Below are 26,291 nucleotides of genomic sequence, written 5' to 3'. Positions count from 1 at the left end.
CGGCCTTAATCGCCCTTTTACCCCTCTAGGGTAGACCAGCGGGTCTCAGCGGAACAAACACATCCATATGTCGGTTCAGGGGCAGATTCGGAACGATGGCAAGCACGCGCGACACGCGAACAGTGATGATTGTCGACAGCGAGCCTGCTCAGCAGCGCTTTCTGGCGGCATTGGTGTCGCGCGGCGGCTGGCGGAGCGTGATCGCGGCAGACACCGACACCGCGCTGGCGAAGCTCGGTACGCAGGAAGGCATGGCGCTCGACGCGGTGCTGCTCGATCAGGGCGCCCCGGGCATGTCGATCCCCGAATTCGTAACCGAACTGCGTCGCTGGCGCCCCGCGCTGCCGCTTGTCGTCATCACGATGCGCAACGGGGTCGAGGTTGCGGTCGGCGCGATGCGTGCCGGCGCGAGCGATTTCGTCCAGAAGCCGATCGCGCCCGACCGTCTGCTCGAAGCGCTCGACCGCGTCGAATCGACGAACGGCCCGCAGGGCGAACTTCGCCCGCTCACCGAAAAGCTGCGCGCACCGCTGGCATTCGAGGAGATCATCGGGTCGAGCCCCAATTTCCGCAGCGCCCTCGCGATCGCCGCCAAGGCGGCGCGCGCGCGCGTTCCGGTGATGATCAACGGCAAGCCCGGCACCGGCAAGGAAGTCTTTGCCCGCGCGATCCACAGCGCCAGCCCGCGCGCGCGCGGCGCACTGGTAATGGTCGACTGTTCGGCGGTCTCGCCGGGCCTGATCGGGTCCGGGCTGTTCGGCCATGAGCGCGGTGCCTTCGCCGGCGCCTTCGACCGGCAGGTCGGACGGCTCGTCCAGGCCGACGGCGGCAGTATCATCATCGACCATGTCGAATGTATTCCGCTGGAAACGCAGGCCAAGCTGGTCGAATTCCTGAATAGCGGCGAAGTCCAGATGATCGGCGGTTCGATCCGCCAGAGCGTCGACGTCCGCATCATCGCGACCAGCGCCAGCCCGCTCGACAAGCTTATCGAAGCCGGCCATTTCCGCGAAGACCTGTTCTACGCGCTGTCGAGCGCGCAATTCACCCTGCCCTCGCTGTCCGAACGCCGCGGCGACGTCGGCCCGCTCGCGCGCCACCTGCTTGCCCGCATCGGCGGCCTGCCCGGCATGGGACCGATCGGCGTCACCGACGACGCGCTGCGCCTGCTCGCCGCCTATGCCTGGCCGGGCAACGTCCGCCAGCTTCAGGACGTGCTGTTCCGCGCTGCGGTCGAAAGCAAAACCGACGTGCTCACCAGCGCCGATTTCCGTGCGATCGAGGCTGCGCTCGGCGGCGGAAGCCCGGCGGGCGAAGGCGAAGTCGCGATCAACGGCGAAGCCATCGGCGTCACGCTCTACCTGCCCGACGGCAATTTGCGTCCGCTCGAGGACATCGAGGCCGACGTTATCCGCCTCGCCATCGGCCATTATCGCGGCCGTATGAGCGAAGTCGCCCGCCGGCTGGGTATCGGCCGTTCGACACTCTATCGCAAATTGAGCGATCTCGGGATCGATACGGCCGCCTAGGCCGTCAGCGCCGCATCCCGGAGACCGCGCCACACGCGCAGCGCCTGGCGGTTTTCCGCGATATCGTGCACGCGCAGCAACTGCGCGCCCTGCGCTGCAGCCTGATAGTGCAGCGCCACCGTGCCGCCGAGCCGCTGGTCGGCCGCCGCCTCATTATCGAGCGCGCCGATCATCCTTTTGCGGCTGGCCCCGAACAGGATCGGACAGCCCAATGTGTGGAACAGCGCCATTCCGTTGACCAGCGCCAGATTGTCGCCGACCCCCTTACCGAAGCCGAGTCCCGGATCGACGATGATCCTTGCCGGGTCGACCCCGGCGGCGATGCACGCCGAGACGCGCTCGGCGAGCATGTCGTATACGTCGAACAGGACATGCTCATAGTCGCCGCCTTCGTGGGGATCGCTCTTCGCCGACGGCGCGTGCATCAGCACGACGGGGCAGCCTGCGTGCACGACGACTTCCATCGCGCGGTCGTCATAGCGCAGCGCCGATATGTCGTTGACGATTCGCGCCCCTGCAGCGAGCGCGGCTTCCATGACGGCAGCTTTGCGCGTGTCGATCGAGACCGCGACCCCGCCATTCGCCAGCGCCGCCACAACGCCTTCGATCCGCTTGATTTCATCACCTTCCCAGACGAGCGGCGCACCCGGCCGCGTCGATTCGCCACCGACATCGATGATCGCCGCGCCTGCCGATCCCATAGCGAAGCCGGCTTCGGCCGCGGCGAAGACGTCGATATGCTTGCCGCCGTCTGAAAAACTGTCGGGCGTAACGTTCAATATGCCCATGAGCTGCGGCTCGTTCAGCCGGATCGTCCGCCCGCCGAGTTGAAGGGCGCCGCGCGGGCGGAGCACGCCGGCGCGCTGCGCCGCCGCCGCGGCCGCGAGCGGGTCGGGCATCGCCGCGATCCAGTCCGTCCATTCGGCCACGGTAACGATCGCCGACCTGACGACGCCATCGTCGCGCAGGCTGACATGCCAGGCGGCGAACCAGACCATCGTGTCGGCGATCCGCAGGCAATCGTCGTCGAGTTCGTGCGGCCGATCGACGAAGCAGGTCGGGCGGCAATAGATTTGCGCATCCGCCGACGCGGCGCCGAGGTCGGGCTTGGTCAGCGGCTGAAACATCAGGCTTCGTTCGCCAGCAACCAGTCCTGCCGCACCGCGTCGATCACGCGCAGTTCCTTGCCGGTATCGACGTGCCAGAAGGTCCAGCCGTTGCAGCTCGGCGCGCCCTGCAAACCCGCACCAACCTTGTGGATCGACCCCGCGGGCTGGCCGTCGCATTCAAGGCTGCCGTCGACGCGTACCTTCGCCTTCCAGCGGCGCTTCGTGTCGGTAAGTATCGTGCCCGGCGCGATCATGCCGCATTCGACGAGCGTGCCGAATGCGACGCGCGTCGCGGCCTTCGGCGCCATCATCGTCTTGACCGCGCTTTCGTCGAGCGGCAGCGCCAGCTCGATACGCTCCAGCGCGGCCGCGATATAATCGTCCTCGCGCTCGATGCCGATGAAATGACGGCCGAGGCGCTTCGCGACCGCCCCCGTCGTGCCCGTACCGAAAAAGGGATCGAGAACCACGTCGCCCGGGTTCGAGCAGGCAAGCAGGATGCGATAGAGCAAGGCTTCGGGTTTCTGGGTCGGATGGACCTTCGTACCGCCCTTTTTCAAACGCTCCTGACCGCCGCAGATCGGGATCAGCCAGTCCGACCGCATCTGAAGCTCGTCGTTCAGCGTCTTCATCGCGCGATAGTTGAAGGTATAGCGCGACTTTTCGCCCATCGACGCCCAGATCAAAGTCTCATGCGCATTGGTGAAGCGCGTGCCCTTGAAGTTCGGCATCGGGTTCGCCTTGCGCCACACGATGTCGTTCAGGATCCAGTATCCATTGTCCTGCAACGCGGTGCCGACGCGGAAGATGTTGTGATAGCTGCCGATCACCCAGATGCTGCCGTTCGGCTTCAGGATGCGTTTCGCTTCCTTGAGCCAGGCGTGGGTGAAGCGGTCGTAGGTCGCAAGGCTGTCGAACTTGTCCCAGTCGTCGTCGACGGCATCGACCTGGCTGCCATCGGGACGCAGCAGGTCGCCGCCGAGCTGGAGATTATAGGGCGGATCGGCGAAGATCATGTCGACCGACGCCGCCGGAAGCGAGCGCATCATTTCGACGCAATCGCCCTGCAAAATGCTGTCGAGCGGCAGGTCCGCGGGGTCGACCTTGGGCGTCCGCTGCTTTGTCGCCGGCGCCTTGACCCGTTCCATCACACCCATGTTTTGCCCCTGTCTTCGACTGAAAGAAGGCCCTGATGAGTCAGGCGGAGTCCGCCGTCAAGCGCAGGACTCTAGGGATTCCGCGTCACTAACTGGTTAACGGAATGAGAACGAAAGGAGTCTGCCACGACATATGGAGTCGTCGGCGAATCGGGGACTCAACCACTGGTGGTGTGGCGATGAAGACTCACCCGCGAAAAAAATTTTGCGGCGGGGTCAAAGACCGGGGTCGACCCCGGTGAGATCGATCGAACGCATCCACAGCTCGCGCGCCAGCTTCGGGTCGCGCGCGGTGCGCGTCGCACGCGCCGGCCCCGACCGCCCCGATATCTCACCAAGCCCCTGCGGCCCCAGATAGTCGCCGCCCTGAACGCGCGCGCCGGTCGCCGCCTGCAAGGTCGGCCAGCTGCCCTGCGCCGCGCTGTTGAAGAAGGGCCCAGCGAGCGGCGTCATCGTACGAAGCGGCAGCGGCAGGTGGCGCGTCAGCTCGGTCAGCGCGACGCCGGGGTGACAGCCGATCGCCTGCGTCGCGCGTCCCGCCGCGCTCAATCGTCGGTCGAGCTCGAACATGTGGAGCAGGTTCGCGAGCTTGCTCATCTGGTAGCGCGCCCAATTGTGATAGCTGCGCGACGCCGACAGGTCGCTGTAGTCCATCGCGCCGTTCTTGTGCGCGATGCTGCCCGTAATCACGATGCGGTCGTCGACATGCGGATGGATGAGGCCGGTCAGCGCGAAAGTGCCGAGGTGGTTGACCCCAAATTGCAGTTCATAGCCCTGTTTCGTCAGCGTCTTCGGCGGGATCATCACCCCGGCATTGTTCACCAGCACGTCGATCCGCGGTCCCGACGATATCGCTTTAGCGGCGTCGCGGACCTGGTCGATATCGGCGAGGTCGATCGGCTGGAACGACAATTCGGCGTTCGGTACATCGACACGGATGCGGTTCATCGCCGCCCCGGCCTTGTCGGCGTCGCGGCATGCGAGGACCACATGGCCGCCGCGCGCGGCGAGCACCTTGGAAACTTCGAAACCGATGCCAGCATTGGCACCGGTGACAAGGAAGCGCCTGCCCGTTTGCGCACCGACATCGTCGGCCGTAAATCCGCTGCGCATCGTCTTCCCCTCGGCTTCAGACCAGCTGCATTTGTGCGACCGGGGCAAAACTGGTCCGATGATGCGGCGTCGGCCCATGCTGACGCAACGCCGCGAGATGATGCGCGGTACCATAGCCCATGTTGGTTTCCCAACCAAAACCGGGATAATCGCGCGCCGCCGCGACCATGACGCGGTCGCGATGTTCCTTCGCAAGGATACTGGCCGCCGAAATGCAAGGGTGCAGCGCATCGCCGCCGATGATCGCGCGCGCGCTGTAGCGCCATTTGGGCAGGCGGTTGCCGTCGACGAGCACCTCGTGCGGGTCGAAGCCCAGCGCCTCGACCGCGCGCGTCATCGCGAGGAAAGTCGCCTGCAAGATGTTGATGCGGTCGATTTCCGCAACGCTCGCTTCGCCGACGCCCCAGCGGCAGCGCGCCTTGATCTCGACCTCGAGCTCGCCGCGCCGCTTTGCCGTCAACTTCTTGCTGTCGTCGAGCCCGGCAATGCCGCCCTCGCACAGCAGCACCGCCGCCGCGACGACCGGCCCCGCCAGCGGCCCGCGGCCGGCTTCGTCGACCCCGACGATCACGCGATCCGCCAGGGCGGATAACGCCGATATTCGGCCGCCTGATAGAGGCAGAGCCGATTGCCCGCGGGATCGGCCAGCCGCGCCTCGCGCCAGCCCCATTCCTCATCCTTCGGCACCTGCTCGAACCGCACGCCGCGCCGCGCCAGATAGGCGACCCATGCGTCGAGCGCGCCGCTTTCGAGATAGGCCGTCGCCCCGCCTGCGCTGCCGTCGCCGACATGGATCGACAGCGTCACGCCGTTCGCGGCCTCGAACCGCGCATAGCCATTGTCCGGACTATCGACGATCTGCTTCAGCCCCATCTGTTTGTAGAAGGCGACCGACACGGCGTAATCATTTGCCGGCAGCGTGATCTGGTTGAGCGCCGGGCCGGTGAACAACCCGTCGTTGCGCACGAACTGCTGCCCCATCGGGCCGTGCCCCTGCCCCAGCCCCGGCGCATCGTGCAGCGACAGCCGCACGAAATCGCGCGCACGCGCGATCGCGGGCTCGAGAGGCATGCGCTGTGCGAGCCCCGTGGCGATCGCACTCGCGAGCGTGCAGCCGGTACCATGGCTGTGCGGCGTGTCGATGCGCGGCGCTTCCCAGCGCGCGACTTCGCCCTCGCCCGTTTCGAGCAGGCGGTCGGTCACCGTTTCGCCCTCGGCGTGACCACCCTTGACGAGCAGCGAGCAGCCGTGCGCGAGCACCGCGTCTTCGCCGCCCAAGGCTTCCAGCTCCGGCAGGTTCGGCGTCGCGACCATCGCACGGTTCAGCAGCGCGCGGAACGCGTCGATCGTCGCGGCGTCGGCGAGCACCGACCCGCTCGTCGCAATCATCACCGGATCGAACACGAGCGCCGCCTGCGCGAGGTCGGGCTGCGAGAGCCGCTCCGCCACCGCCGCGGCGGTTTCGGCGCTGCCGATCATGCCGATCTTGACCGCGTCGACGCCGATATCCGACGCAACGCTGTCGATCTGCGCGAGCACCATCGCGGTCGGGACCGGATGGACGCCCTGCACCCCCAGCGTATTCTGCGCGGTGATCGCGGTGATCGCGGTCATCGCATGGCCGCCGAGCATCGTGACCGCCTTGATGTCGGCTTGGATGCCCGCGCCGCCGCCGCTATCCGACCCGGCAATAATCAGGACGCGCGCGGTCACCCCTTATGCTTTCGCTCCGTCGACGCGGGAAATTTCGCCAATGCCGCGCCTTCGCGGAGCGGCCGGTCGAGCAGGTCGCCGCCGCAATTGGGGCAAATCTCGTCGAGCTTGTCGGCGCAGTTCGCGCAGAAGGTGCATTCGAACGAGCAGATGAAGGCGCCGTGAAGATCGGCGGGCAAATCGCGGCCGCACTTTTCACAATCGGGTCGCATCTCAAGCATGGTAAATCTCTTTCAGTTTTCAAAAATCGAAATGGTTATGCCGCGGCGCGGACGGCGTCGCAGATCATGTCGACGACGCGCTCGACCTCGCCGGCATCGTCGCCTTCGGCCATCACGCGGATCAGCGGCTCGGTGCCCGACGGGCGGATCACCAGACGGCCGCGGCCGTTCAGCGCGGCTTCGCCTTCGGCGATTGCCGCCTGCACCTGCGCATCGTCGAGCGGCTTGCCGCCCGCGAAGCGAACATTCTTCAAAAGCTGCGGCACCGGATCGAACTGGTGCAGCAATTCGCTCGCGGGCTTTCCGGCGGTCACCAACTCGGCGAGCACCTGCAACGCGGCGAGTGTGCCGTCGCCGGTCGTGGCATAGTCGGACAGGATCATATGCCCCGACTGTTCGCCGCCGACGTTGAAGCCGCCTTCGCGCATCCGTTCGAGGACATAGCGGTCGCCGACTTTCGTGCGTTCGAGCCGCAGCCCTTCGCCTTCGAGGAAGCGTTCGAGGCCGAGGTTCGACATCACCGTCGCGACGACGCCGCCGCCCTTCAGCCGCCCCTGCCGCGCCCAGCTCGCGCCGATCAGCCCCATGATCTGGTCGCCGTCGACGATCGCGCCCTTTTCATCGACGACGATCAGCCGGTCGGCGTCGCCGTCGAGTGCGATGCCGATGTCGGCGCCGCTCGCGACGACCGTTTCCTGCAGCAATGCGGGCGCAGTCGATCCGCATTTGTCGTTAATGTTGATCCCGTTGGGCGTGACGCCGACCGCAACGACGTCGGCGCCCAGCTCCCAGAACACCGTCGGCGCGCTGTTGTACGCGGCGCCATTGGCGCAATCGAGCACCATCTTCAGCCCGTCGAGGCGGATCGATTCGGGCAGGCTCTGCTTCACCGCGTGGATATAGCGGCCGCGCGCGTCGTCGATGCGCTTCGCGCGCCCGATATGCGCGGGTTCCGCAAGCGGCGGGTTTTGGGCGAGCAGATATTCGATCTGCGCCTCGTCCTCGTCGGACAATTTATATCCGTCGGGCCCGAACAGCTTGATTCCATTGTCGTGAAAAGGATTGTGACTCGCCGACAGCATCACGCCGAGGTCGGCGCGCATCGAGCGCGTGAGCATCGCGATCGCCGGGGTCGGCATCGGGCCGACCTGCACCACGTCCATGCCGACGCTGGTGAAGCCCGCAACAAGCGCATTTTCGAGCATATAGCCCGACAGGCGCGTATCCTTGCCGATCACGACGCGATGCTTGTGGTCGCCGCGCAGGAAATGCGCGCCCGCCGCCATGCCGACGCGCATCGCAACCTCGACCGTCATCGGGATCTGGTTCGTCAGCCCGCGAATCCCGTCGGTTCCGAAAAACTTGCGCATGTCACCTCTGCTACCTAAGCCGGGTCGACAGGACCTTCCCCGGCTCCCCGGGATGGCCCCATCGAAGAGCTTCTCGGCCCAAAAACCGGTTCCCACTTCTTTCGGCAGGTGCTCTATGTCACCCTCTTTTGCTTGGCAAGCTGACCATAAAATTCGCCGGGAGAATCCGTCTTGAAATCCGCCTGGTTCATCCTTTCGGCGCTGATCGCCGGCATGTTGCTCGGGATCGCGATGGATCTGGTCGCGCCCGCGACCGGAACCGCCGCCCTGCCCTATGTCGAGACCGCCGGCCTGCTGTGGCTAAAGGCATTGACGATGACGATCATCCCGCTGATCGTTGCGCTGCTCGTTACCGGGATCACGGCGACCGCCGACGCCGCGCGCGCGGGCAAGCTCGCGGCACGATCGGTGCTGGTCTTCATGGTCGGGATCACGCTCACCGGGCTGATGTCGCTGATCGTCACGCCTTTGCTGCTTCGGGTTTTCCCGATGGCGGACGCGACCGCAGCGGCGCTTCGCAAGGGACTCGGCGGCGCAGGCGAAGCGCCACCCTCGCCCTCTTTTGCCGACTTCGTGCTGGGCCTGCTCCCGTCCAACCCGATCGCCGCAGCGGCCGAAACGACGGTGTTGCCACTCATCGTCTTCACCACGATCTTCGCCTTTGCGATCACCCGCGTCGGCCCCGAACAGCGTGCGTCATTATCAGGCCTGTTCAAGGCGCTGGGCGACACGATGCTGATTGTCATCGGCTGGGTGCTCGCGCTCGCGCCGATCGGCGTTTTCGCACTGGGTTATGCGCTCGCGGTCAAGGCCGGGGTCGCGGCCTTCGGCGGGCTGGTTCACTATGTCCTGATCCTTTCGGTCGTAGGTATCTGCTGCATCCTTCTTGGCCTGCTGCTCGCATGGCTCGTCGCCGGGGTACCGTTGCCACGCTTCATTCGCGCGATGGTGCCAACTCTGGCGGTCGCGATCAGCACGCAAAGCTCGCTTGCCAGCCTGCCCGCAATGCTGCGCGCATCGGAAGAGCTCGGCGTCGAGCCCAAAAAAGCCGACATCGTACTCCCGCTTGCCGTCGCGCTCTTCCGCTTCACCAGCCCGGCGATGAACATCGCCGTGGTCATTTACGTCGCATGGCTGTTCAAAATCGAACTCAGCCCGTGGGAAATGGCGGTCGGGCTCGCGGTTGCACTCGCAGCCGCGCTCTCATCGGTCAGCCTTCCTGGTTCGATCAGCTTTGTCACCTCGATCGCGCCCATTGCAGGCGCCATGGGCGTCCCTGTCGCACCGCTCGGCCTGCTCGTCGCCGTCGAGACATTTCCTGACATCTTCCGGACACTCGGCAATGTGATTGGCGATGTCACCGCAACGAAGGTCGCCGCCGCCGGCGTCGACGACGAACCAGCAGGAGAAACGCCATGAAATATCGCAAGCTCGGCCACGGCCTCGAAGTCTCGGCGATCGGCATCGGCTGTATGCCGATGATCAAGGGCGGCAACATCCTCTATGGCGAAGCCGCCGATCTCGATGAATCGACGCGCACGATCCACCGCGCGATCGACCTTGGCGTCACCTTTTTCGACACGGCGCAAATCTATGGCCCGTTCAGCAATGAGGAACTGCTGGGCGAGGCGATCCAGGGAAAGCGCGACGGCCTCGTCATCGCGACCAAATTCGGCTTTAAGTTCGACGGCCCGCAGATCGTCGGCGTCGACGGCTCTCCCGCCAACGCGCGCGCCGCGTGCGAAGGCTCGCTCCAGCGGCTCGGCATCGACACGATCGACCTTTTCTACCAGCACCGCGTCGACCCGTCGGTGCCGATCGAGGAAACCGTCGGCGGGATGATGGAACTGGTGAAGGAAGGCAAGGTCCGCCACATCGCGCTGTCCGAAGCCGGCGCCGACACGATCCGCCGCGCCGCAAAAGCCGCGCCGATCACCGCGCTGCAGAGCGAATATTCGATCTGGGAGCGCGATATCGAGGACGATATCCTCGGCGCGTGCCGCGACAATGGCATCGGCTTCGTCCCCTATTCGCCGCTCGGCCGCGGCTTCCTCGCGGGCGCGGTGCGCAGCCGCGACGAACTTCCCGAAAATGACTGGCGCCGTAACGACCCGCGCTATTCGGACGAGAATCTGCCCGCCAACCTCGCGATCGTCGACGCGATCGGCGCGGTCGCCGGCAAGCATGGCGCCTCGAAAGCGCAGGTCGCGCTCGCTTGGCTGCTCGCGCAGGGCGACGATATCGTCCCGATCCCCGGCACCAAGCGCCGCGCAACAATGGAAGACAGCGTCGCGGCGGCCGAAGTCACGCTCACCGCCGACGATCTCGCCGCGATCGACGCGGCCGCGCCGAAGGGCGGAACGAGCGGCCCGCGCTATGGCGAGATGGGCATGCGGATGGTGCGGCTTTAGCGGCGGCTACCGACCGATTGCTGCCGCCTCTATCCTCGTCATCCCGGCGAAGGCCGGGATCTCGCCGGCGCGTCATTTCGAGAGGGTGAGATCCCGGCCTTCGCCGGGATGACGGATATTAGGAGTGGCAGCTTCCCACCCCTTAGCCGACTTCAATCCTCGATCCTCAACCTAACCCTTCGCATCCATCCGCGCGCACAATTCATCAACCTTTGCTGCCAGCTCGCTGATCCGCATCTGGTCGAGCTTCTCGTGCAGCCGCATGATCTCCAGCTCGGCGCGCAGGTTGATTTCGTAATCGACACTCGCGGTCAGCCGGTCCTTCGCGGCCTGCCGGTTCTGGCTCATCATGATGATCGGCGCCTGCACGGCGGCGAGCGTCGAGAGCATCAGGTTCAGGAAGATGAACGGATAGGGATCGAACGCCAGCCCCCAGCGCTCGAGTATCTCGGAATTGAGCAGCATCCAGCCAAGCAGCACCAGCGAAAAAACGATGATGAAGCCCCACGAACCGCCCACCGCCGCGACCTTGTCGGCCAGCCGGTCGCCGTAGCTCGCCTGCGCATCCTCGATATCGGCGGCATCGCGGCTGCTCGGCGCGCGGGCGGCGATCGCTTCGACCACCCGTTTTTCTTCGACATCGAGCTGGTCGAACGCCCGGCCCAGCAATCGCAATGACAAATCGTTGAGATGCGTGACCGCGTTCATTCGGCTCCTAACCGACCCAGCGCCAGATACCGGCGACCATATAGCCGAGCGCACCATGCGCCCAGGTCGCAACAATCCAAAGCAATATTCCGCCCAGCAGGGCATGCGGGCGCGGGATCGCTTCGGCCCATGTCGCCGTGCCGCCGATCTGCCGCGCATAGGGCAGGAAACTCGTCCGCGCCGCCCAGCCGCGCCAGGCATCGCCCATCAGCCGCGCCTTCTTCGCATCCTGCCCCGCCGATCCGACGAGCGCGAGGAAAGCGATCGTCGCCGACAGCACGATCTGCCCCGGGGTCGGCATCACCAGCGCATGCGCGAGCGCCCACAGCGCGAAGCCCCACATCATCGGGTGCCGCGTTATCGCGAACACCCCGCGCGGCGTCGCCGCCGCATCCCGCTTGGCGTGCGGCGCCGGCAGCGCCGGATTGCCGATCAGCGATCCCATGAACAGGATGCTCGCGAACAGCACGATCAGCGACGCAAGAATCCAGAGCGGATCGTCGACGGTCCACAGCGGCGGTTCGGGCGGCATCCCGCGCCAGGCCTGGACGATCAGGATGAAGGTCGCGATCGCGACGATCGAATAGGTAATCTGGAATCCCCGTTCTCCGAGCCGTCCCGCCAGCCCGTCACGCAGCGGGTGCGACAGCGCGAGGTGCGATCCGACGAACAGGATGCAGGTGGTGATCAGAAGCGACATCGGTTGCACGGCCAATCCCCTCATCGAGTGAGTTTGCGCCGTCGATCCCGCCCTGCGGACGAATCGCGGCGTCGTGCGCGCACCATCCGCCACAAAGATAACAGTGTCAACATAGTGAGTATCGAAAGAGGCAGGCGTGAAAACGCCTGCCTTCTCCCTAGCGGTCGTAGGCTTTGGGGAGCGCCCCTTCCTGCGGCGTCAGATAACGGTCGCGCAGGCGGTCCTGCCGCGTTGTCAGCGACTGCGCCTTGCCGTCGATCCAGATCGCGGTCGGACGGCTGCCGAGTTCGAGCGGATCATTGTCCCAGATCACGACGTCGCCGGCGCGGCCCGGACGCAGCGAACCGATGCTGCCTTCCATACCGACCGCGCGCGCGGGGACGCTGCTGATCGAGGCGAACGCCTGATCCCAGGTCATGCCGCTCGCACCCGGAACCCGGGCGAGGCCGACGAGGTTGCCGGCATATTGCGTCGCATAACCCATCTTGTGTGCATCATCGTCGTCGAACACCCCGACGGACACATCGACGCCCGCGGCCTTCAGGCGACCCGCGTTCGACTGCGTCGCGCCAAGCTGCTCGAACGTGCCCGGCAGATCGGTAAGCGGCGATACGAGCACCGGCACCTTCGCCGCGGCGATTTCGCGCGCGACCAGCCAGCCCTCGGTCACGCCGACGAGCACCAGCTTCAGCGCGGGAAAATCCTGCCGCAGCTTGAGCACATTGACGATGTCGGCGGCGCGGTCGACGCGCACGAACAGCGGCGTCGTGCCGTCGATCACGCGGACGAGCGCATCGGCATCGGCGCGCTGGATCATCGCGTCATTGTCCCATTCGGCGAGCGTCGCGGGGTTGCGCGCATAGCTGCGCGCCGCCAGCAATTGTTCGCGGAACAGCAGGAAGGTCGCGGCGCGGCTGCCGCCCGCCTTGGCCGATCCATCCTCGCCGAACGCAACATATTGCAGCGCGCGCGGCTTGGTCACCATGTCCATGTCGTCGGCAAGGTCGACGACCGCGCCCTGCCCCGCGAACAGATTGCTGCTGCTCTGCGGCGCGACGATCGCGCGCGTCACGCCCGAGGCGCGGTTGACCGCGACGGGCGACCCCATCGGGTTCAGCGCCGGGGCGATATCGAGCCCCGCCGAAAAGCGCGAGCGGTTGGCCGAACGATCGTTGGTGCCGGTGACGGCATCGACCTCGGTCAGCCCGACGCGGCTGAATGCCGCGACGATGCCCGGGGTCACATATTTGCCCTGCGCGTCGACGCGCTCGATGCCTGCAGGCACGGCCACGCCGGCGCCCGCCGCGACGACCTTGCCCCCGCGTACGACGACGGTGCCGCCATCGACGGGCGCGCTGCCGTCGCCGATGACGAGCTTCGCATTGACGATCGCGACGTCCTGCGCCGCGGCCGGAACCGCGATGACGGCGGCAGCGGAAAGAAGAAGCGCGCGGATCATTTCACGTCTCCTTCACCCGGCTGGCCCAGTTCGAAATCGCTCACCGGGCGCCGCTTCGGATCATTGGCGTCGAACATCAGCGCGCCGTCGATCCAGACCTTCTCGGGGCGCGTATAGGCGCTGAACGGATTGCCGTTCCACAGCACGACGTCGGCCATCTTGCCGGGCTTCAGGCTGCCCGTCCGGTCGGCGATGCCCAGCGCTTTCGCCGGGTTATACGACAGCCATGTCCACGCCTGCTCGTCACTGACGTCGATCCCGATGCGGCGTCCGGCAGCGCGCGCTTTCGCGGCCTCCTGGTTCAGCCGCTGGATCTGGTTCGCATCGTCCGAATGGACGATCGTGCACGCACCCGCCTTGTAGACGAGCGGGATATTCTCGTTGACGCTGTCATAGGCTTCCATCTTGAAGCCCCACCAGTCGGCCCACATCGCCGAGCAAATGCCCTCTTTCGCAAGGATATCGGCGATCTTGTAGCTTTCGACCGCATGGTGGAAGGTCGACACCTTGTAGCCGAATTCCTTCGACATATCGATGACGAGCGCCATTTCATCGGCGCGATAGCAATGATTGTGGACGAGGATTTCGCCCGACAGCACGCCCGCGAGCGTTTCCATCGCAAGGTCGCGGTCGACGGCTTTCCCGTCGTCCATCTTCTTCTTGTACGCCGCGGCCTTCTGCCAGGTCGCGCGGTTGACCGCGAAATTGCCCATGCGGGTCGAAGGCATGCGCCCCTTGCCGCCATAGACACGCTTCGGATTCTCGCCGCACGCCATTTTCAGGCCATAGGGCGCGCCGGGGAACTTCATCCCCTGCACCGTCCGCGAGGGCACATTCTTGAGCGTGATCGAGCGTCCGCCCATCAGGTTCGCGCTGCCCGGCAGGACCTGAAGCGCGGTCACGCCGCCATTGGCGAGCGCGCGGCTGAACCCCGGGTCCTGCGGCCAGACGCTATGTTCGGACCAGACTTCGGGCGTCGTCGGCGACGTCGCTTCATTGCCGTCCGAATGCGCGTCGACGCCGGGCGAGGGATAGTCGCCAAGGTGGCTGTGGATGTCGATCACGCCGGGGGTGAGGAACTTGCCCGTGCCGTCGATCACGTCGGCGTCGGTCGGCAATTCCATGTCGGGTCCGCCGATGCGGTCGACCTTGCCGCTCGTCATCACGATCGAGCCATTGTCGATCCGCCCGCCCTCGCCGTCGAAGATGGTGACACCCTTCACCACCGTCAGGCGGGTCGGATATCCCTTGTACGTCGACGGATAGGGATCCTTGTTGAACTTGACCGGCTTGGCGGCCGGCGCGGCGGGCTCATCGCCCGCCGATTTCGCTTCGCTTCCGGTCGCTGCGCAACCGACGAGCGCCAGCGACACCGCAGCCAGCAGGCTGCCCTTCACACCCCTGATCATCGATTACGCCCCCTTGGGTTCGGGATGAACGCCGGCCGCCTGCGGCTCGGCAAGCTCATTCTGGCCCGCAAGGTCCTCGGCATCGCGCAGCGTGTCGAGGTGCATCAACTTCTTGATCAGCGGCGACACGACGATGACGAGAATGCCGAAGCCGACCGCCCAGATGCCGATCGTCTGGTAGACGTCAAGCACCAGCGCCTTGCCGGCCCCTTCGCCGCTCGCCTTTTCCGAACCCGTTGCCGCCGCGATCAGCCCCGCGGCGAAATTGCCCGTCGCCGATGCGAAGAACCAGGTGCCCATGATCAGCGACGCCATGTGCGCCGGCGCGAGGCGGTTCATCGCGCTGAGGCCGACGGGCGACAGGCAAAGCTCGCCCGTCGTGTGGAGAAGGTAGATAAGGAAGATGAAGAGCACCGGCGTCGCATTCTCCATGCCCGCGGCTTCGGCACCCCATTTGAGCACGAAGAAGCCGAGCCCGAGCTGGAGCATCGCGAGGCCGAACTTGGCAGGTGCCGAAGGTTCCCACCCACGGCGACCGAGCCATGTCCACAGCGCAGCGAAGAGCGGCGCGAAGAGGACGATATAGCCGGCGTTCAGCGACTGGAAGACCGAGGCCGGAACACCTGCGCGGTCGACATAACGGTCGGCGAAGAGATTGAGCGACGAGCCCGCCTGTTCGAACAGCGCCCAAAAAAGGATCGAACCGAGGATCAGGAACATCGCCGCAAAGATGCGGTCGCGATCGTGCGACGGCAGCTTCACCACCGCGGTGAATACGACATAGAGAACGAGCGCAGCGCCCGCGACACCGAGCAAAGTCCCGACGAGCGCCTGATTCTGCACCATCCACCAGCATACGCCGACCGCGACGAGACCGATGAGGTAAAGCAGCCATTCGAACTTGATGCCCATCACGGGCTGCGCCAGCTTCGCGGGATCTTCGGGTTCGCCGCGGCCGAGCAGCAGCGGCTTGCCCCAGATGAAGACGATCAGGCCGAGCAGCATGCCGAAGCCGGCGGCGCCGAAGCCATAGGCCCAGCCATAGACTTCGCCGAGATAGCCGCAGAGCAGCGAACCGAGGAACGCGCCGAGGTTAATCCCCATGTAGAAGATCGTGTAGGCGCCGTCGCGGCGCACGTCGGTGCGCGGATAAAGCTGCCCGACGATCACCGAGATGTTCGCCTTCAGGAAGCCCGAACCGACGATGATGAAGGCGAGCGCGAGCCAGAATATGTTGAGGCTGGCCGGGTCCTGCCCGCCATCGCCCTCGAATCCCATGATGAAATGGCCGAATGTCAGCAATATGGCGCCATAAGCGACCGCTTTTCGCTGCCCCAGCCAACGATCGGCGAGATAGCCGCCGAGCACCGGGGTGATGTAGACCAGCGCGGTATACGCGCCATAGATCACCCCCGATTCACTGTCCGAGAAGAGCCAGTGCTTGGTGAGATAGAAAATCAGGAGCGCACGCATCCCGTAATAGGAAAAACGCTCCCACATTTCGGCGAAAAACAGGACGAACAGGCCCTTCGGGTGGCCGAGAAACGTCCCGGCGGCATCCCCGTGCTGGGCATAGGCTTTGGTCATGGCGACCCTTCCCTGAATATGGTTATAGGCCCCGGAAACGAGGCAGATGGCCGTAACACTAGCGTCAAAATTGCGTATGGGAAGAATCTAATTGCGCGCGAAACCATCACGATCGGGCCGAAAATTGTTGCGAACCGTTCGCAACACTTGCGCAAAGCGACGTAAAACGCCACATGGCGCCCATGTTCAACGACAGATCCTCGCTCCTCGCCCATCTCGCCACCCGCCGTTCGGGCAAGGCGCGCGACATGACCGCCCCCGGACCCGACGCCGCGCAACTGCATGACATCATTGCGCTTGCGCTGCGCACGCCCGATCATGGCAAACTCGCGCCCTGGCGGATCGTCACCGTCGCGGACGACCAGCGCGAAGCCTTCGCGGCGCTGCTCAAGGCGAACTGGGTAAAGGAAAACCCCGGCGCGGCGGGAATGGACCTGTCGGCGCTCGACCAGTTCGCGCATCAGGCACCGACGCTGCTCGTTCTGCTCTCGACCCCCGTCGCGGGCAGCAAGATCCCGGTCTGGGAGCAACAGATGTCGGCCGGCGCCGTCGGCATGAACCTGCTCCACGCGGCACACGCGCATGGTTTCGTCGGCAGCTGGCTGACCGGCTGGGCGGCGTACAGCGCCGATGTCGCAGCGGCATTCGGCGCGCGCGACGGCGATACGGTCGTGGGCTATTTCTTCCTCGGCACCGCGAGCCGCGAACTGGATGAACGCCCGCGCCCGGAATATGACGATGTTGTCAGCAATTGGGAAATTTAATTTCGCCATTGCAGTATACTTTGTAACGGAACATATTTGACTGTGCTGCTGTCTTATGGCATTAAGGCGGCATGCTCGATCAGTCCAAACCCGTGTACCAGCGCCTGCGCGATGTCATCGCGAACGCCATCCTCGACGGCACCTATCGCGACGGCGACATGCTGCCGTCGGTCCGCTCGCTCGCGGCGGAAGAAGGCGCCAACCCGCTGACCGTGGCAAAGGCCTACCAGACCTTTCAGGACGAAGGGCTGGTCACGGTCAAGCGCGGGGTCGGCATGTTCGTCGCCGAAGGTGCGACCGAACGGCTGCGCGACCTGATGCGCGCCGATTTCCTCGCCAATGTCTGGCCCCCGGTCGCCGACCAGATGCGCCGCATCGGCCTCGACGCGCGGACGCTGCTCGACCTTACCGACGCCTGAGCGCTAGCGCCCGATCTGCGCCGCCTTGTCGCGTAGATCCGCCGCCGCCTGCTTCTCCTGCCGGCGCTCAAGCAGGCCCGCGTAAAATTCCATGATCCCCGCGTTCAGCGGCTGCAACCGGTACGCGCGATCGATCAGCGGCAGCGCGCGCCGGTCGTCGCCCTTTGCCGCCCAGGCGCGCGCCAGTTCGCGCAGGATCACGACGTCGCGATTACCGATCCGGCTGCGCACCCGTTCGAAATGCGCGATCGCCTGATCCCAATGCTCGAGATCCATCGCGAGATGCCCTGCCAGCCGGTCGGCGGCGATGCTCGACGGCTGGCTGTCGCGCAGCGTCAGGATGGCGGCGCCCGATCCGGCGGCGTCGCCCGCGCGGAACAGCGCATTGGCGAGCCGCAACGTCGTCCGCTCACCCGCATCGAGGTCGCGCGCCGCGCGATAGGCCTGTACCGCCAGATCGTAGCGCCCGCCGGCCAACGCGACGTCGCCGAGCAGGATATGTGCGTCGGCGACCCCGCGGTTCGCATCGCGCAGCCGCATCGCGCGCTCGATCGCGCGGCTGCTGTTCCCGCTCGAAATATCGGCCGCAATCGCCGGGATCGCTTTTGCCGGGTTCAGCGGCTCGCCATCGGCAGCCATCGTCAGCAGGCCATAATCGTTGTTCACGGCAAAGGGCACCGCTTCGCCGCGGGTCAGCGTCGCGGCGCGCGCCAGATAGTCGGCCGCCTCGCCGCGCCGTCCGAGCTCGGCGGCGGCGCGCGCCGCGAGCAGGAGCGACCAGCTGTCGGCATCGGGCCGGTCGACGATCGGCGCCAGAGCCTCGATCGCACCATCGGCATCGCCGTCGGCCCAGTTGGCGACCGCGAGGATGCGGTGCGCGGTGAAATTCTGAGGCTGTTCGACGATCAGCCGGTCGGCCCATGTCGCGGCAACCGCTTCGCCGCCCAGCTCGAGTTCGACGATCGCGCTGAGCAGCATGAAGGATGGCTGGTCGTCGAGTTCGCCGCGCGTCCGCTGGAGCAGGCTGCGCGCCAGCCGGTAATTGTCGGCGCGCGCGGCGAGCACCGCCTGCAGGTAAAAGATGCGCGGATCGCGCGGGACGATCGTCGCCGCATGACGCAGCGCGCCGAGCATATCGCGGTAGCGGCCAAGGTCACCGAGCGTCGCTGCCTGTTCGATCAGCGCGTCGGCATTGTCGGGGTCGGCCGCCAGCGCCTGGTCATACCATATGAGCGAGGCGTTGAGCCCGTCCTCGGTGCGGACGAGATTCGCCTTGAACGCCAGCGCTGCGCTGTTCGCCTTGTCGAGTTCGATCGCATAATCGACCGCATCGCGCGCGCCGAGCGTATCGGCATTGGCATCACGGAACCGCGCAACATCGACCCAAAGCGCCGAATTGCGCGGCAGCTCGTGGACTGCCCGATCATAAGCCTCGCGCGCCGCACCGAGATCGCCGTTGCTGAGATGGACATCGCCTGCGACCCACGCCGCCTCGCCGATCATTTCGGGGATGATCGGTCCGGCGTCGATCGTCTGGAGCGCCCGCGCGCCCTCCCCCTGCATGGCATAGGCACGCGCGAGCAACGGGCGCAGCGCCGCTTCTTTCGCCCCGGCCGCCAGCGCGCCCTTGACCGCGGCCTCGGCGCCGACGCCATCGCCCAGCCGGATCGCGACGCGCGCCAGTTCGACGCGCTCAGCGATCGCCTGCGGATTCTGCCGGATCACACCCTGCAGTTCGGCGCGGCGCTCCTCGAACGCACGACGCGGTGCGGAGGAGCCGCCGCCGTCGCACCCCGCGAGCATCGCCGCGATCAGCAGCGTGCTGGTCCAGAAGCGGCGACGCGCCACTCAGGCCTGCATCCGATATTGTTTGAGCAGGTCGTAAAGCGTCGGCCGGCTGATCCCGAGCAGCTTGGCGGCGAGCGAAATATTGCCCTCGCTCTGCGTCATCGCGCGGCGGATTGCGACGCGGTCGGCGGCCTCACGCGCGCTGCGCAGGTTCAGCCACGCCTCGTCACCGCCCTCCCCGCTTTCGCTGCCCGCCATATCGAGGTCCTCACGCATCACCAGCTTGCCGTCGGCCATGATAACGGCACGTTTGATACGATTTTCAAGCTCGCGCACATTGCCGGGCCAGCGCCCTTCGTCGATCGCCTGCAGCGCGTCGGGCGCAAAGCCACGCACCCCCGGGTTCATGTCGGGCGCATATTGATGCAGGAAGTGCCGCGCGAGCAGCACTGCGTCGCCCGGCCGTTCGGCCAGCGACGGGATTTTCACGACCATCTCGGCGAGCCGGTAATAGAGATCGTCGCGAAAGCTCTGCTCGGCGATCATCGCGTCGAGATCGCGGTGCGTCGCGCAGACGATCCTTGTATCGACCGCGATCGGCTTGCGTCCGCCGATCCGCTCGATCGTCCGTTCCTGCAGGAATCTGAGCAGCTTGACCTGTAACGGCAGCGGAATGTCGCCGACCTCGTCGAGGAACAGCGTGCCGCCATGCGCCAGCTCGATCTTGCCCTCGGTCGTCTTGACCGCGCCGGTGAAGGCCCCCTTCTCATGCCCGAACAGCTCGCTTTCGAGCAGGTTTTCGGGGATGGCCGCACAGTTGATCGCAACGAACGCGCCGTCGCGCCGCGCGCTCGCCTCATGCAGCCCGCGCGCAAGCAATTCCTTGCCCGTGCCGCTCGCGCCGAGCAGCATCACCGACACATCGAGGTTCGCGACGCGTTCGATCGTGCGCGCGACTTTCTGCATTTCGGGCGCGCCCGTTATCATTCCCCCGAGCACGCGGTTGTCGCTGCTGCCCTGCTCCGCGAGCCGGGCATTTTCGACCTCGAGTTCGCGCACATGAAAGGCGCGCGCGACGATCAGCCCCAGCTCGTCGATATCGATCGGCTTCTGGTAAAAATCCCACGCCCCGCTGGCGATCGCCGTCAACGCGCTCGCGCGCTCGCCATGCCCCGACACGACGATCACCTTCGTGTCGGGCTTGGCCTCGAGGATCGCCTTCAGCGTCCGGAATCCCTCGCGGGTCCCGTCGGGATCGGGCGGCAGTCCCAGGTCGAGCGTGACGACATCGGGCTCCTCGGCGCGCAGCAGCTCGATCGCCGCGTCATGATCGCCGGCAACGAGCACCCGATAATCCTCATAGGCCCATTTGAGCTGTGCCTGCAGCCCGGGGTCGTCCTCGACGACCAGCAGCTTGCGGATATTGGCCCCCGCCCCGTTCGTTTCCGCACTCATTTCGATGTCACTTTCATCATCCGCGGGTCGATGCCGGCCTCGCCATGCGCGCCTGCAAGCGGCAGCCACAGCGTGAAATCGCTGCCCTTGCCGGGCTCGCTTTCCACTTCGATCGCGCCGCCCATCGCCTGCGCGATCTGCAGCGCTTCAAAGGCGCCGAGTCCGAATCCGGCCTCCTTCGTCGACACAAAGGGTTTGAACAGTTCGTCGCGGATGAAGCTGCGCGTCATCCCGACGCCCTGATCGATCACGTCGATGCGCACGCGCCCCTGTTCGGCGACCGCGACGACCTGTACCGGGCTGCCGGGTTCGGAGGCGTCGATCGCGTTGTGGACCAGATGCTGCACGACCTGGCGGATCGATCCCGCATCGCCCCAGGCCGCAAGCCCCGCCTGACAGCCGACGAACAGCGCGCGGCGCGGACGCGCCTCGGCCGCGATTTCGGCCAGCAGCGGTTCGACCAGGATGCGCCCGGCCTCGGCTGCCGGGCCGCGTTCGCGCGGCGACAGGCGGACGAGCAGGTCCGAAAGCCGCCCCGCCGATATTTTCAGCGTTTCGACCATATCGGCGCGAAAATCGGGCTTGTCGGCGTGGCGCTCCGCATTGCGCGCGAGCAGCCCGATCTGGCTCGCCAGATTCTTGATATCGTGCATGATGAAGGCAAAGCGGCGGTTGAACTCGTCGAAGCGCCGCGCTTCCGACAACGCCTGCTGGCTTTGCGATTCTGCAAGATAGCTCGCGGCCTGCTGTCCCGCGATGCGCAGCACGTCGAGATCCTCCCAATCGAGCGCGCGCGACACCGGCGGCCGGTGCAACACGACGACCGCGATCATCCGCTGGAAATGCACGACAGGAACGACAACCCAGGCGCGATTGTCGGCGATCAGCCAGTCGGGGATCGCGAGATCTTGGGCCGCCTGTCCGCGCCGCTGGGCGTCGAGGTCGACGATATGCCGCGTTTCCTGCAGCATGAAGGCCGAGCGCAGCGACAGCATCGCATCCTCCTCGATCCCTGCCGGCCAATGCCATTGCTCGGCGACGCGAAAGCCACCCGCGGCGCCGGGCAGCATCAGCAAGGCGCCGGGGCTGCCGGTCAGTTCGGCGAGCGCCTTCGCCACCCGGCGATAAAGATTGCGGTCGTCTTCGCCGTCCCCCTGCCCCAGCGTCGCGGTGAAGCGCATCCATTCGGCGCGATAGTCGTAGCGGTGCTCGAAGAAATGCTTGGAGATCGTCACCGACAGCCACGCCCGCGCGCGATCGGATATCAACAGGATCCCGCCGGTCCCGAGCGCTACGACCAGCGACGTCGCCTGCGCCAGTTCGGCATAGTCGCCGCCGATCATCCGCGCGACGGCGCCGGTCAGGCCGATGAGGACCAGATAGGCGGCGGCGCCGAGCAGCAGCAGCGTGCGCATCGCGGCGGTCCGCGACAGCCGCATGCGTTCGCGCCCGAGATCCATCGCCGCGACGACATAGGTCGGCAACGCGAGCAGCGCGACGGCAGGAAGCAACTGGATCAAAGTCGACGCGGTCTCGCCGGTCAGCGCGCCGATCAGCTGGACGTTGAGTTCATACGCCCACAGCATGGCAAAGCCGCCCGCGACCGCCATCACCGGCATCCGCTGCCCCGCGCCCGCGCGGCGTACCCCGTTGTCGACGATCAACAGCCCGCCGACCGCGACGACCATCGCGGCAAAGGTCAGCGTCGGCGTCATCCACGGCTCGGCGGCGGCTCCGGCGCGCAGGTGCGCGGCCGCGCCGAGCGAGAGGGCGAGAAGGCAGATGGTGACGAGCATCCGCAGGATCAGGCGCAGCGGCCGCGACATCGGCGCGCGCGCCGACCAGAATGTCCCTGCGAGCCAGAACAGCATCGCAAGATCGCGCACCGACTGCGCGACGAGCGTCTGCGACGATCCGGGCGAAAAAGCGTAGAGCGCACCGCACCAGATCGCGGTCGCCGCCGCCGCGATCGCCAGCCGCCGCGGAACGGGCATCAACGCCGCCATGCGCGCCGGCGAACGCGCGAGCAGCCACAGCGCGACCCCGGCAAAGCCCGCGAGGGCCAGCGTCGACAGGAATTGGGAGAGGCCCGCGAGCGCGGTCATGGCTTTAGCGTGCGCCGTCCGGCCACAGCACGACGCGCACCGTCTGGAGCAGGATCAGCAGATCGAGAAAGGGCGAATAATTTTTCGCGTAATAGAGGTCATATTCGAGCTTCACCCGCGCGTCCTCGACCGACGCGCCATAGGGATAGTTGATCTGCGCCCAGCCGGTCAGCCCCGGCTTGACCATGTGGCGCTCGGCATAAAAGGGCAGCTTCTGTTCGAGTTCGTCGACGAAGCTCGGCCGTTCAGGCCGCGGGCCGACAAAGCTCATGTCGCCCTTCAGCACGCACCAGAGCTGCGGCAATTCGTCGATGCGCAGCTTGCGGATCACGCGCCCGACACGCGTCACCCGCGGGTCGTTCTCGCTCGCCCAGATCGCCTTGCCCTCGGCCTCGGCATCGGTCCGCATCGAGCGGACCTTGAAGATATCATAGGCTTCGCCGAACAGGCCGACGCGCGGCTGGCGGTAAAAGACCGGCCCACGGCTATCGAGCTTCACCGCGATGCCGGCAATGATCACCAGCGGCAGGCCGATCACCAGCACGATCAGGCTGGCGAGAATGTCGAACAACCGCTTGCCAACTTTTGAAATCCGCTGCCCCGCCGAAAATCCGTCGGAGAAAATCAGCCCGCTGGGGTTGGTCGTCGCAAGGTCGACGCGCCCCGTTTCGCGTTCGATGAAGCTCGCGATATCGTTGACGTGCACGCCCGTCGTCTTGACGCGCAGCAGGTCGGCGAGCGGCAGCGCGTTGCGCCTTTCCTCAAGCGCGAGCACCACTTCGCCGGCGCGGAGCGCGACGACATGGTCCGACAGATTGTCGATTTGGTCGCGCGGGATCGCGCCCGCGACCGTTTTCTCCGCGCCGCTCATCGCAACGAAACCGACCATTTCGAGCCCGCTTCCCGGTGCGGCCGCAAGCGCCGCGAGCCGTGCAGCGCGAGGGCCTGCGCCCAGTACGAGGATACGGCGGCGGAAGGCGTCGGTTCCCGCCGATTGCGTCAGCACCAGCCGGATCAGGAACAAGGCCGCGATCGCCAGCATCATCGCGTACAGGCTGTTCGCGCGCCAAAGCGTCGCGGTCGGCAACAGGAAGCCCAGCACCGACAGGAAAATCACGCCGAGCGAAATCGCGGCAAGCAGGCGCGCGGTCGCGAACCGCATCGAGCGCAGCCCCTCGTTCCCGTACATGCCGGTCGCCATCATCGCGAGCGAGTTGGACAGGCCAAAGGTCACCAGCGGCAGCCAGCGATCGCCGAGCGGGCCCGCGTCGAACCCCGCCTGATGCGCATAGAGATGCCACGCCCCCTCGGCCGAACCGAGCAGCGCGATAAATTCGATCAGCGCCAGCCAGACGACGGCGTGCGGGACATAATGTTTGAACAGCCGGAACATGTCGGCGCGATACTACAGCCGAGGCGTCAACTGTCGGTTAATTTTACACTTCCCATTTCACCAACAGGGGGGATGACCCGCGCCATGCAACAGGATAGACCCGTGCCATGACATTGATGATCCAGCCCGTCATCCTTTGCGGGGGTGCCGGCACCCGCCTCTGGCCCGAATCGCGCGGCGACCGCGCCAAGCAATTCCTCTCGCTGACCGGCGAACAAAGCCTGTTCCGGCAAACACTTGCGCGCACGCCCGCGGGTTCCGACTTCCTGCCTCCCATCATCCTGTGCGGCGATTCGCATGTCGCAACCGTCCGCGAACAGATGGACGACCGCGAGGCCGAACTGGTCGTCGAGCCGATGCCGCGCAACACCGCGGCGGCGATTGCGCTGGCCGTGGCGCGCGCCGATGCCGACACGCTGCTGCTCGTGATGCCCAGCGACCATGTCATTGCCGACGTCCCTGCCTTTCACGCCGCGATCGCCAAGGGCGCGCGCCTCGCGCAACAGGACTGGCTCGTCACCTTCGGTATCACCCCCGACGCACCCGAAACGGGTTTCGGCTATATCGCCGGAGGCGGTCCGCTCGGCGAAGACGGTTTCGCGGTCGACCGCTTCATCGAAAAGCCGCCGCTCGCCGACGCCGAGGCGATGCTCGCCGCCGGCGGCTACAGCTGGAACGCCGGCATCTTCCTGTTCCGCGCGGCGCGGATGCGCGACGCGATGCTGACGCATTGCCGCGCGATTTTCGAAGCCGCCGACCGCGCGGTCGCGGCCGGCATGCGCGACGGCGACGCGCTTTATGCCGACGCCGTCGAATTCGAAAAGGCGCCGTCGGATTCGATCGACTATGCCGTGATGGAAAAGGACGACCGGGTCGCCGTCGTGCCGGTCGCGATGGGCTGGTCCGACCTTGGCAGTTGGCAGGCGGTCCACACGCTCGCCGCGTGCGACGCGATCGGCAATGCCGCCACCGGCGACGTCTTCCTGCACGACAGCCACGGCAACCTGATCCGCGCGGGCGGGAAGCGCGTCTCGCTGATCGGCATGTCGGACATCGCGGTCGTCGTCGACGGCGACGATATCCTCATCATGCCGCTGAAACGCTGCCAGGACGTCCGCGCGGCGGCAAAAGCGCGCGAATAGGGCATGGCCTCGCAGCCCTGCTTCGCCGACGCACCGCTGGGCCTGCTCGACCATGGCCCCGGCGAATTGCGCGACCGCCATTGCCACGACGACGCATTCGTCGCGGTGGTGCTCGAAGGCGGCTATCAGGAAGCCGGCGACGAAGGGCGCTGGAATGTCCGCCCGGGCGATGCGCTGATCCATCACGCCTATGAATCGCACCTCGACCGTTTCGAGGCCAGGGGCGCCCGGGTGCTGGTGCTCGACCTGCCGGCAGGACTCGCCGCGACGACGATCGTGCGCGGGCATGTCGCCGATCCCGACAGCCTCGTCCGGGTCGCCGAGCGCGACGGGCGGGCCGCATCGGCACTTTTCGGCGAGATGTTCGCCGCCGCCGCGCCGACGGCGCTCGACTGGCCCGACATGCTCGCCGACGACCTGCGCCGGCTTGCCCCCTTCGCCCTCGCCGACTGGGCCGACGACAAGGGCGTCCGCCCGGAAACGCTGAGCCGCGGCTTCCGCTCGGCTTATGGCTGCACGCCCAAAGCCTATCGCGCCGATGTCCGCGCACGCGCCGCCTTTGCCGCCGCGCGCCTTGGCGGAGAGCCCTTCATCGACATCGCGCACCGGCTCCATTTTGCCGATCAGGCGCACATGACGCACGCCGTCGCCGGCCTGACCGGCGCCCCCCCGGGTTGGTGGCGCCGACGTCAAATGGATACAAGACAAGGTTGAGGCCGCGCCGTTATACTCGACCAAT

The 26,291-nt window shown here is 66.2% G+C and carries 23 protein-coding genes; 7 read left to right on the top strand and 16 right to left on the bottom strand.

Features of this window, described 5'->3' with window-relative positions; translation table 11 throughout:
• The first annotated feature begins 125 nt into the window (after positions 1-125).
• A complete protein-coding gene (locus tag VGU00_RS07955) occupies positions 126-1,529 on the top strand; it encodes a sigma-54-dependent transcriptional regulator (RefSeq protein ID WP_414713511.1) in 1,404 nt (467 codons plus the stop codon).
• On the opposite strand, the gene folP is transcribed toward VGU00_RS07955, so the two are convergent.
• The 7 genes from folP to glmM form a co-directional block, all read right to left on the bottom strand.
• On the bottom strand, positions 1,526-2,656 hold the full coding sequence (gene folP / locus VGU00_RS07950) for a dihydropteroate synthase (protein WP_327467220.1): 1,131 nt from the start codon (positions 2,654-2,656) through the stop codon (positions 1,526-1,528). The two genes, VGU00_RS07955 and folP, sit on opposite strands and share 4 nt — an antisense overlap.
• Complete coding sequence (locus VGU00_RS07945; RefSeq protein ID WP_327467218.1) at positions 2,656-3,795, bottom strand: site-specific DNA-methyltransferase; 1,140 nt, start codon at positions 3,793-3,795, stop codon at positions 2,656-2,658. Before VGU00_RS07945 ends, folP begins: the two co-directional genes overlap by 1 nt.
• A 216-nt stretch (positions 3,796-4,011) precedes the next feature.
• Positions 4,012-4,908 carry an oxidoreductase gene (locus VGU00_RS07940; protein WP_327467216.1) on the bottom strand — a complete coding sequence of 299 codons (897 nt, stop codon included), beginning with the start codon at positions 4,906-4,908 and terminating at the stop codon, positions 4,012-4,014.
• 16 nt (positions 4,909-4,924) lie between these two features.
• Positions 4,925-5,479 (bottom strand): ribonuclease HII, encoded by a 555-nt coding sequence (locus VGU00_RS07935; RefSeq protein ID WP_327467214.1) that lies wholly within the window; start codon positions 5,477-5,479, stop codon positions 4,925-4,927.
• Positions 5,476-6,621: a bifunctional hydroxymethylpyrimidine kinase/phosphomethylpyrimidine kinase gene (gene thiD / locus VGU00_RS07930; RefSeq protein WP_327467212.1), complete on the bottom strand. Its 1,146-nt coding sequence runs from the start codon at positions 6,619-6,621 to the stop codon at positions 5,476-5,478. The genes VGU00_RS07935 and thiD overlap by 4 nt, the downstream gene beginning before the upstream one ends.
• Entirely contained in the window at positions 6,618-6,842 is a 225-nt protein-coding gene (locus VGU00_RS07925; protein WP_327467210.1) for a DUF1272 domain-containing protein, read from the bottom strand. The genes thiD and VGU00_RS07925 overlap by 4 nt, the downstream gene beginning before the upstream one ends.
• Before the next feature lie 35 nt (positions 6,843-6,877).
• Positions 6,878-8,212 carry a phosphoglucosamine mutase gene (gene glmM / locus VGU00_RS07920; RefSeq protein WP_327467208.1) on the bottom strand — a complete coding sequence of 445 codons (1,335 nt, stop codon included), beginning with the start codon at positions 8,210-8,212 and terminating at the stop codon, positions 6,878-6,880.
• Positions 8,213-8,383: 171 nt separating this feature from the next.
• On the opposite strand from glmM, the gene VGU00_RS07915 reads away from it, so the two are divergent.
• Both VGU00_RS07915 and VGU00_RS07910 read left to right on the top strand, forming a co-directional pair.
• Positions 8,384-9,631, top strand: a complete 1,248-nt coding sequence (locus VGU00_RS07915) for a dicarboxylate/amino acid:cation symporter (RefSeq protein ID WP_327467206.1) — start codon at positions 8,384-8,386, stop codon at positions 9,629-9,631.
• The gene (locus VGU00_RS07910; protein ID WP_327467204.1) at positions 9,628-10,623 is read left to right on the top strand and encodes an aldo/keto reductase; all 996 of its coding nucleotides are present in this window, start codon (positions 9,628-9,630) and stop codon (positions 10,621-10,623) included. Before VGU00_RS07915 ends, VGU00_RS07910 begins: the two co-directional genes overlap by 4 nt.
• 171 nt (positions 10,624-10,794) lie before the next feature.
• Here the strand turns inward: VGU00_RS07910 and VGU00_RS07905 are convergent, their stop codons facing one another.
• The 5 genes from VGU00_RS07905 to VGU00_RS07885 form a co-directional block, all read right to left on the bottom strand.
• Positions 10,795-11,331 carry a DUF1003 domain-containing protein gene (locus VGU00_RS07905; protein ID WP_327467202.1) on the bottom strand — a complete coding sequence of 179 codons (537 nt, stop codon included), beginning with the start codon at positions 11,329-11,331 and terminating at the stop codon, positions 10,795-10,797.
• Between the two features lie 7 nt (positions 11,332-11,338).
• A complete protein-coding gene (locus VGU00_RS07900; protein WP_327467464.1) occupies positions 11,339-12,031 on the bottom strand; it encodes an NnrU family protein in 693 nt (230 codons plus the stop codon).
• Between the two features lie 157 nt (positions 12,032-12,188).
• A complete protein-coding gene (locus tag VGU00_RS07895; protein ID WP_327467201.1) occupies positions 12,189-13,490 on the bottom strand; it encodes an amidohydrolase family protein in 1,302 nt (433 codons plus the stop codon).
• Positions 13,487-14,899, bottom strand: a complete 1,413-nt coding sequence (locus tag VGU00_RS07890) for an amidohydrolase (RefSeq protein ID WP_327467199.1) — start codon at positions 14,897-14,899, stop codon at positions 13,487-13,489. Before VGU00_RS07890 ends, VGU00_RS07895 begins: the two co-directional genes overlap by 4 nt.
• Positions 14,900-14,902: 3 nt before the next feature.
• Positions 14,903-16,486 (bottom strand): peptide MFS transporter, encoded by a 1,584-nt coding sequence (locus tag VGU00_RS07885; RefSeq protein ID WP_327467197.1) that lies wholly within the window; start codon positions 16,484-16,486, stop codon positions 14,903-14,905.
• Between the two features lie 182 nt (positions 16,487-16,668).
• Here VGU00_RS07885 and VGU00_RS07880 point away from each other — a divergent pair, with 182 nt between their 5' ends.
• Together VGU00_RS07880 and VGU00_RS07875 are read left to right on the top strand one after the other, a co-directional pair.
• Complete coding sequence (locus VGU00_RS07880) at positions 16,669-17,250, top strand: nitroreductase (protein ID WP_327467195.1); 582 nt, start codon at positions 16,669-16,671, stop codon at positions 17,248-17,250.
• 71 nt (positions 17,251-17,321) lie between these two features.
• A complete protein-coding gene (locus tag VGU00_RS07875) occupies positions 17,322-17,669 on the top strand; it encodes a GntR family transcriptional regulator (RefSeq protein WP_327467193.1) in 348 nt (115 codons plus the stop codon).
• A gap of 3 nt (positions 17,670-17,672) precedes the next feature.
• On the opposite strand, the gene VGU00_RS07870 is transcribed toward VGU00_RS07875, so the two are convergent.
• The 4 genes from VGU00_RS07870 to VGU00_RS07855 are packed head-to-tail and all read right to left on the bottom strand — an operon-like array spanning position 17,673 to position 24,410.
• Positions 17,673-19,517 carry a tetratricopeptide repeat protein gene (locus VGU00_RS07870; RefSeq protein WP_327467191.1) on the bottom strand — a complete coding sequence of 615 codons (1,845 nt, stop codon included), beginning with the start codon at positions 19,515-19,517 and terminating at the stop codon, positions 17,673-17,675.
• Entirely contained in the window at positions 19,518-20,912 is a 1,395-nt protein-coding gene (gene prsR, locus VGU00_RS07865; RefSeq protein WP_327467189.1) for a PEP-CTERM-box response regulator transcription factor, read from the bottom strand. It lies immediately after the preceding gene.
• Entirely contained in the window at positions 20,909-23,017 is a 2,109-nt protein-coding gene (gene prsK, locus VGU00_RS07860; protein ID WP_327467187.1) for an XrtA/PEP-CTERM system histidine kinase PrsK, read from the bottom strand. Before prsK ends, prsR begins: the two co-directional genes overlap by 4 nt.
• 4 nt (positions 23,018-23,021) lie before the next feature.
• Complete coding sequence (locus VGU00_RS07855; RefSeq protein ID WP_327467185.1) at positions 23,022-24,410, bottom strand: TIGR03013 family XrtA/PEP-CTERM system glycosyltransferase; 1,389 nt, start codon at positions 24,408-24,410, stop codon at positions 23,022-23,024.
• A 107-nt stretch (positions 24,411-24,517) separates the two neighbouring features.
• On the opposite strand from VGU00_RS07855, the gene VGU00_RS07850 reads away from it, so the two are divergent.
• Entirely contained in the window at positions 24,518-25,552 is a 1,035-nt protein-coding gene (locus VGU00_RS07850) for a mannose-1-phosphate guanylyltransferase (protein ID WP_327467183.1), read from the top strand.
• Between the two features lie 3 nt (positions 25,553-25,555).
• Complete coding sequence (locus VGU00_RS07845; protein WP_327467181.1) at positions 25,556-26,266, top strand: helix-turn-helix domain-containing protein; 711 nt, start codon at positions 25,556-25,558, stop codon at positions 26,264-26,266.
• Positions 26,267-26,291 lie beyond the last annotated feature (25 nt).

It is taken from the genome of Sphingopyxis sp., assembly GCF_035944815.1.
GTDB lineage: Bacteria > Pseudomonadota > Alphaproteobacteria > Sphingomonadales > Sphingomonadaceae > Sphingopyxis.
The sequence above is the reverse complement of the archived record's forward strand: the minus strand, read 5'-3'. Positions and strand labels throughout refer to the sequence as shown.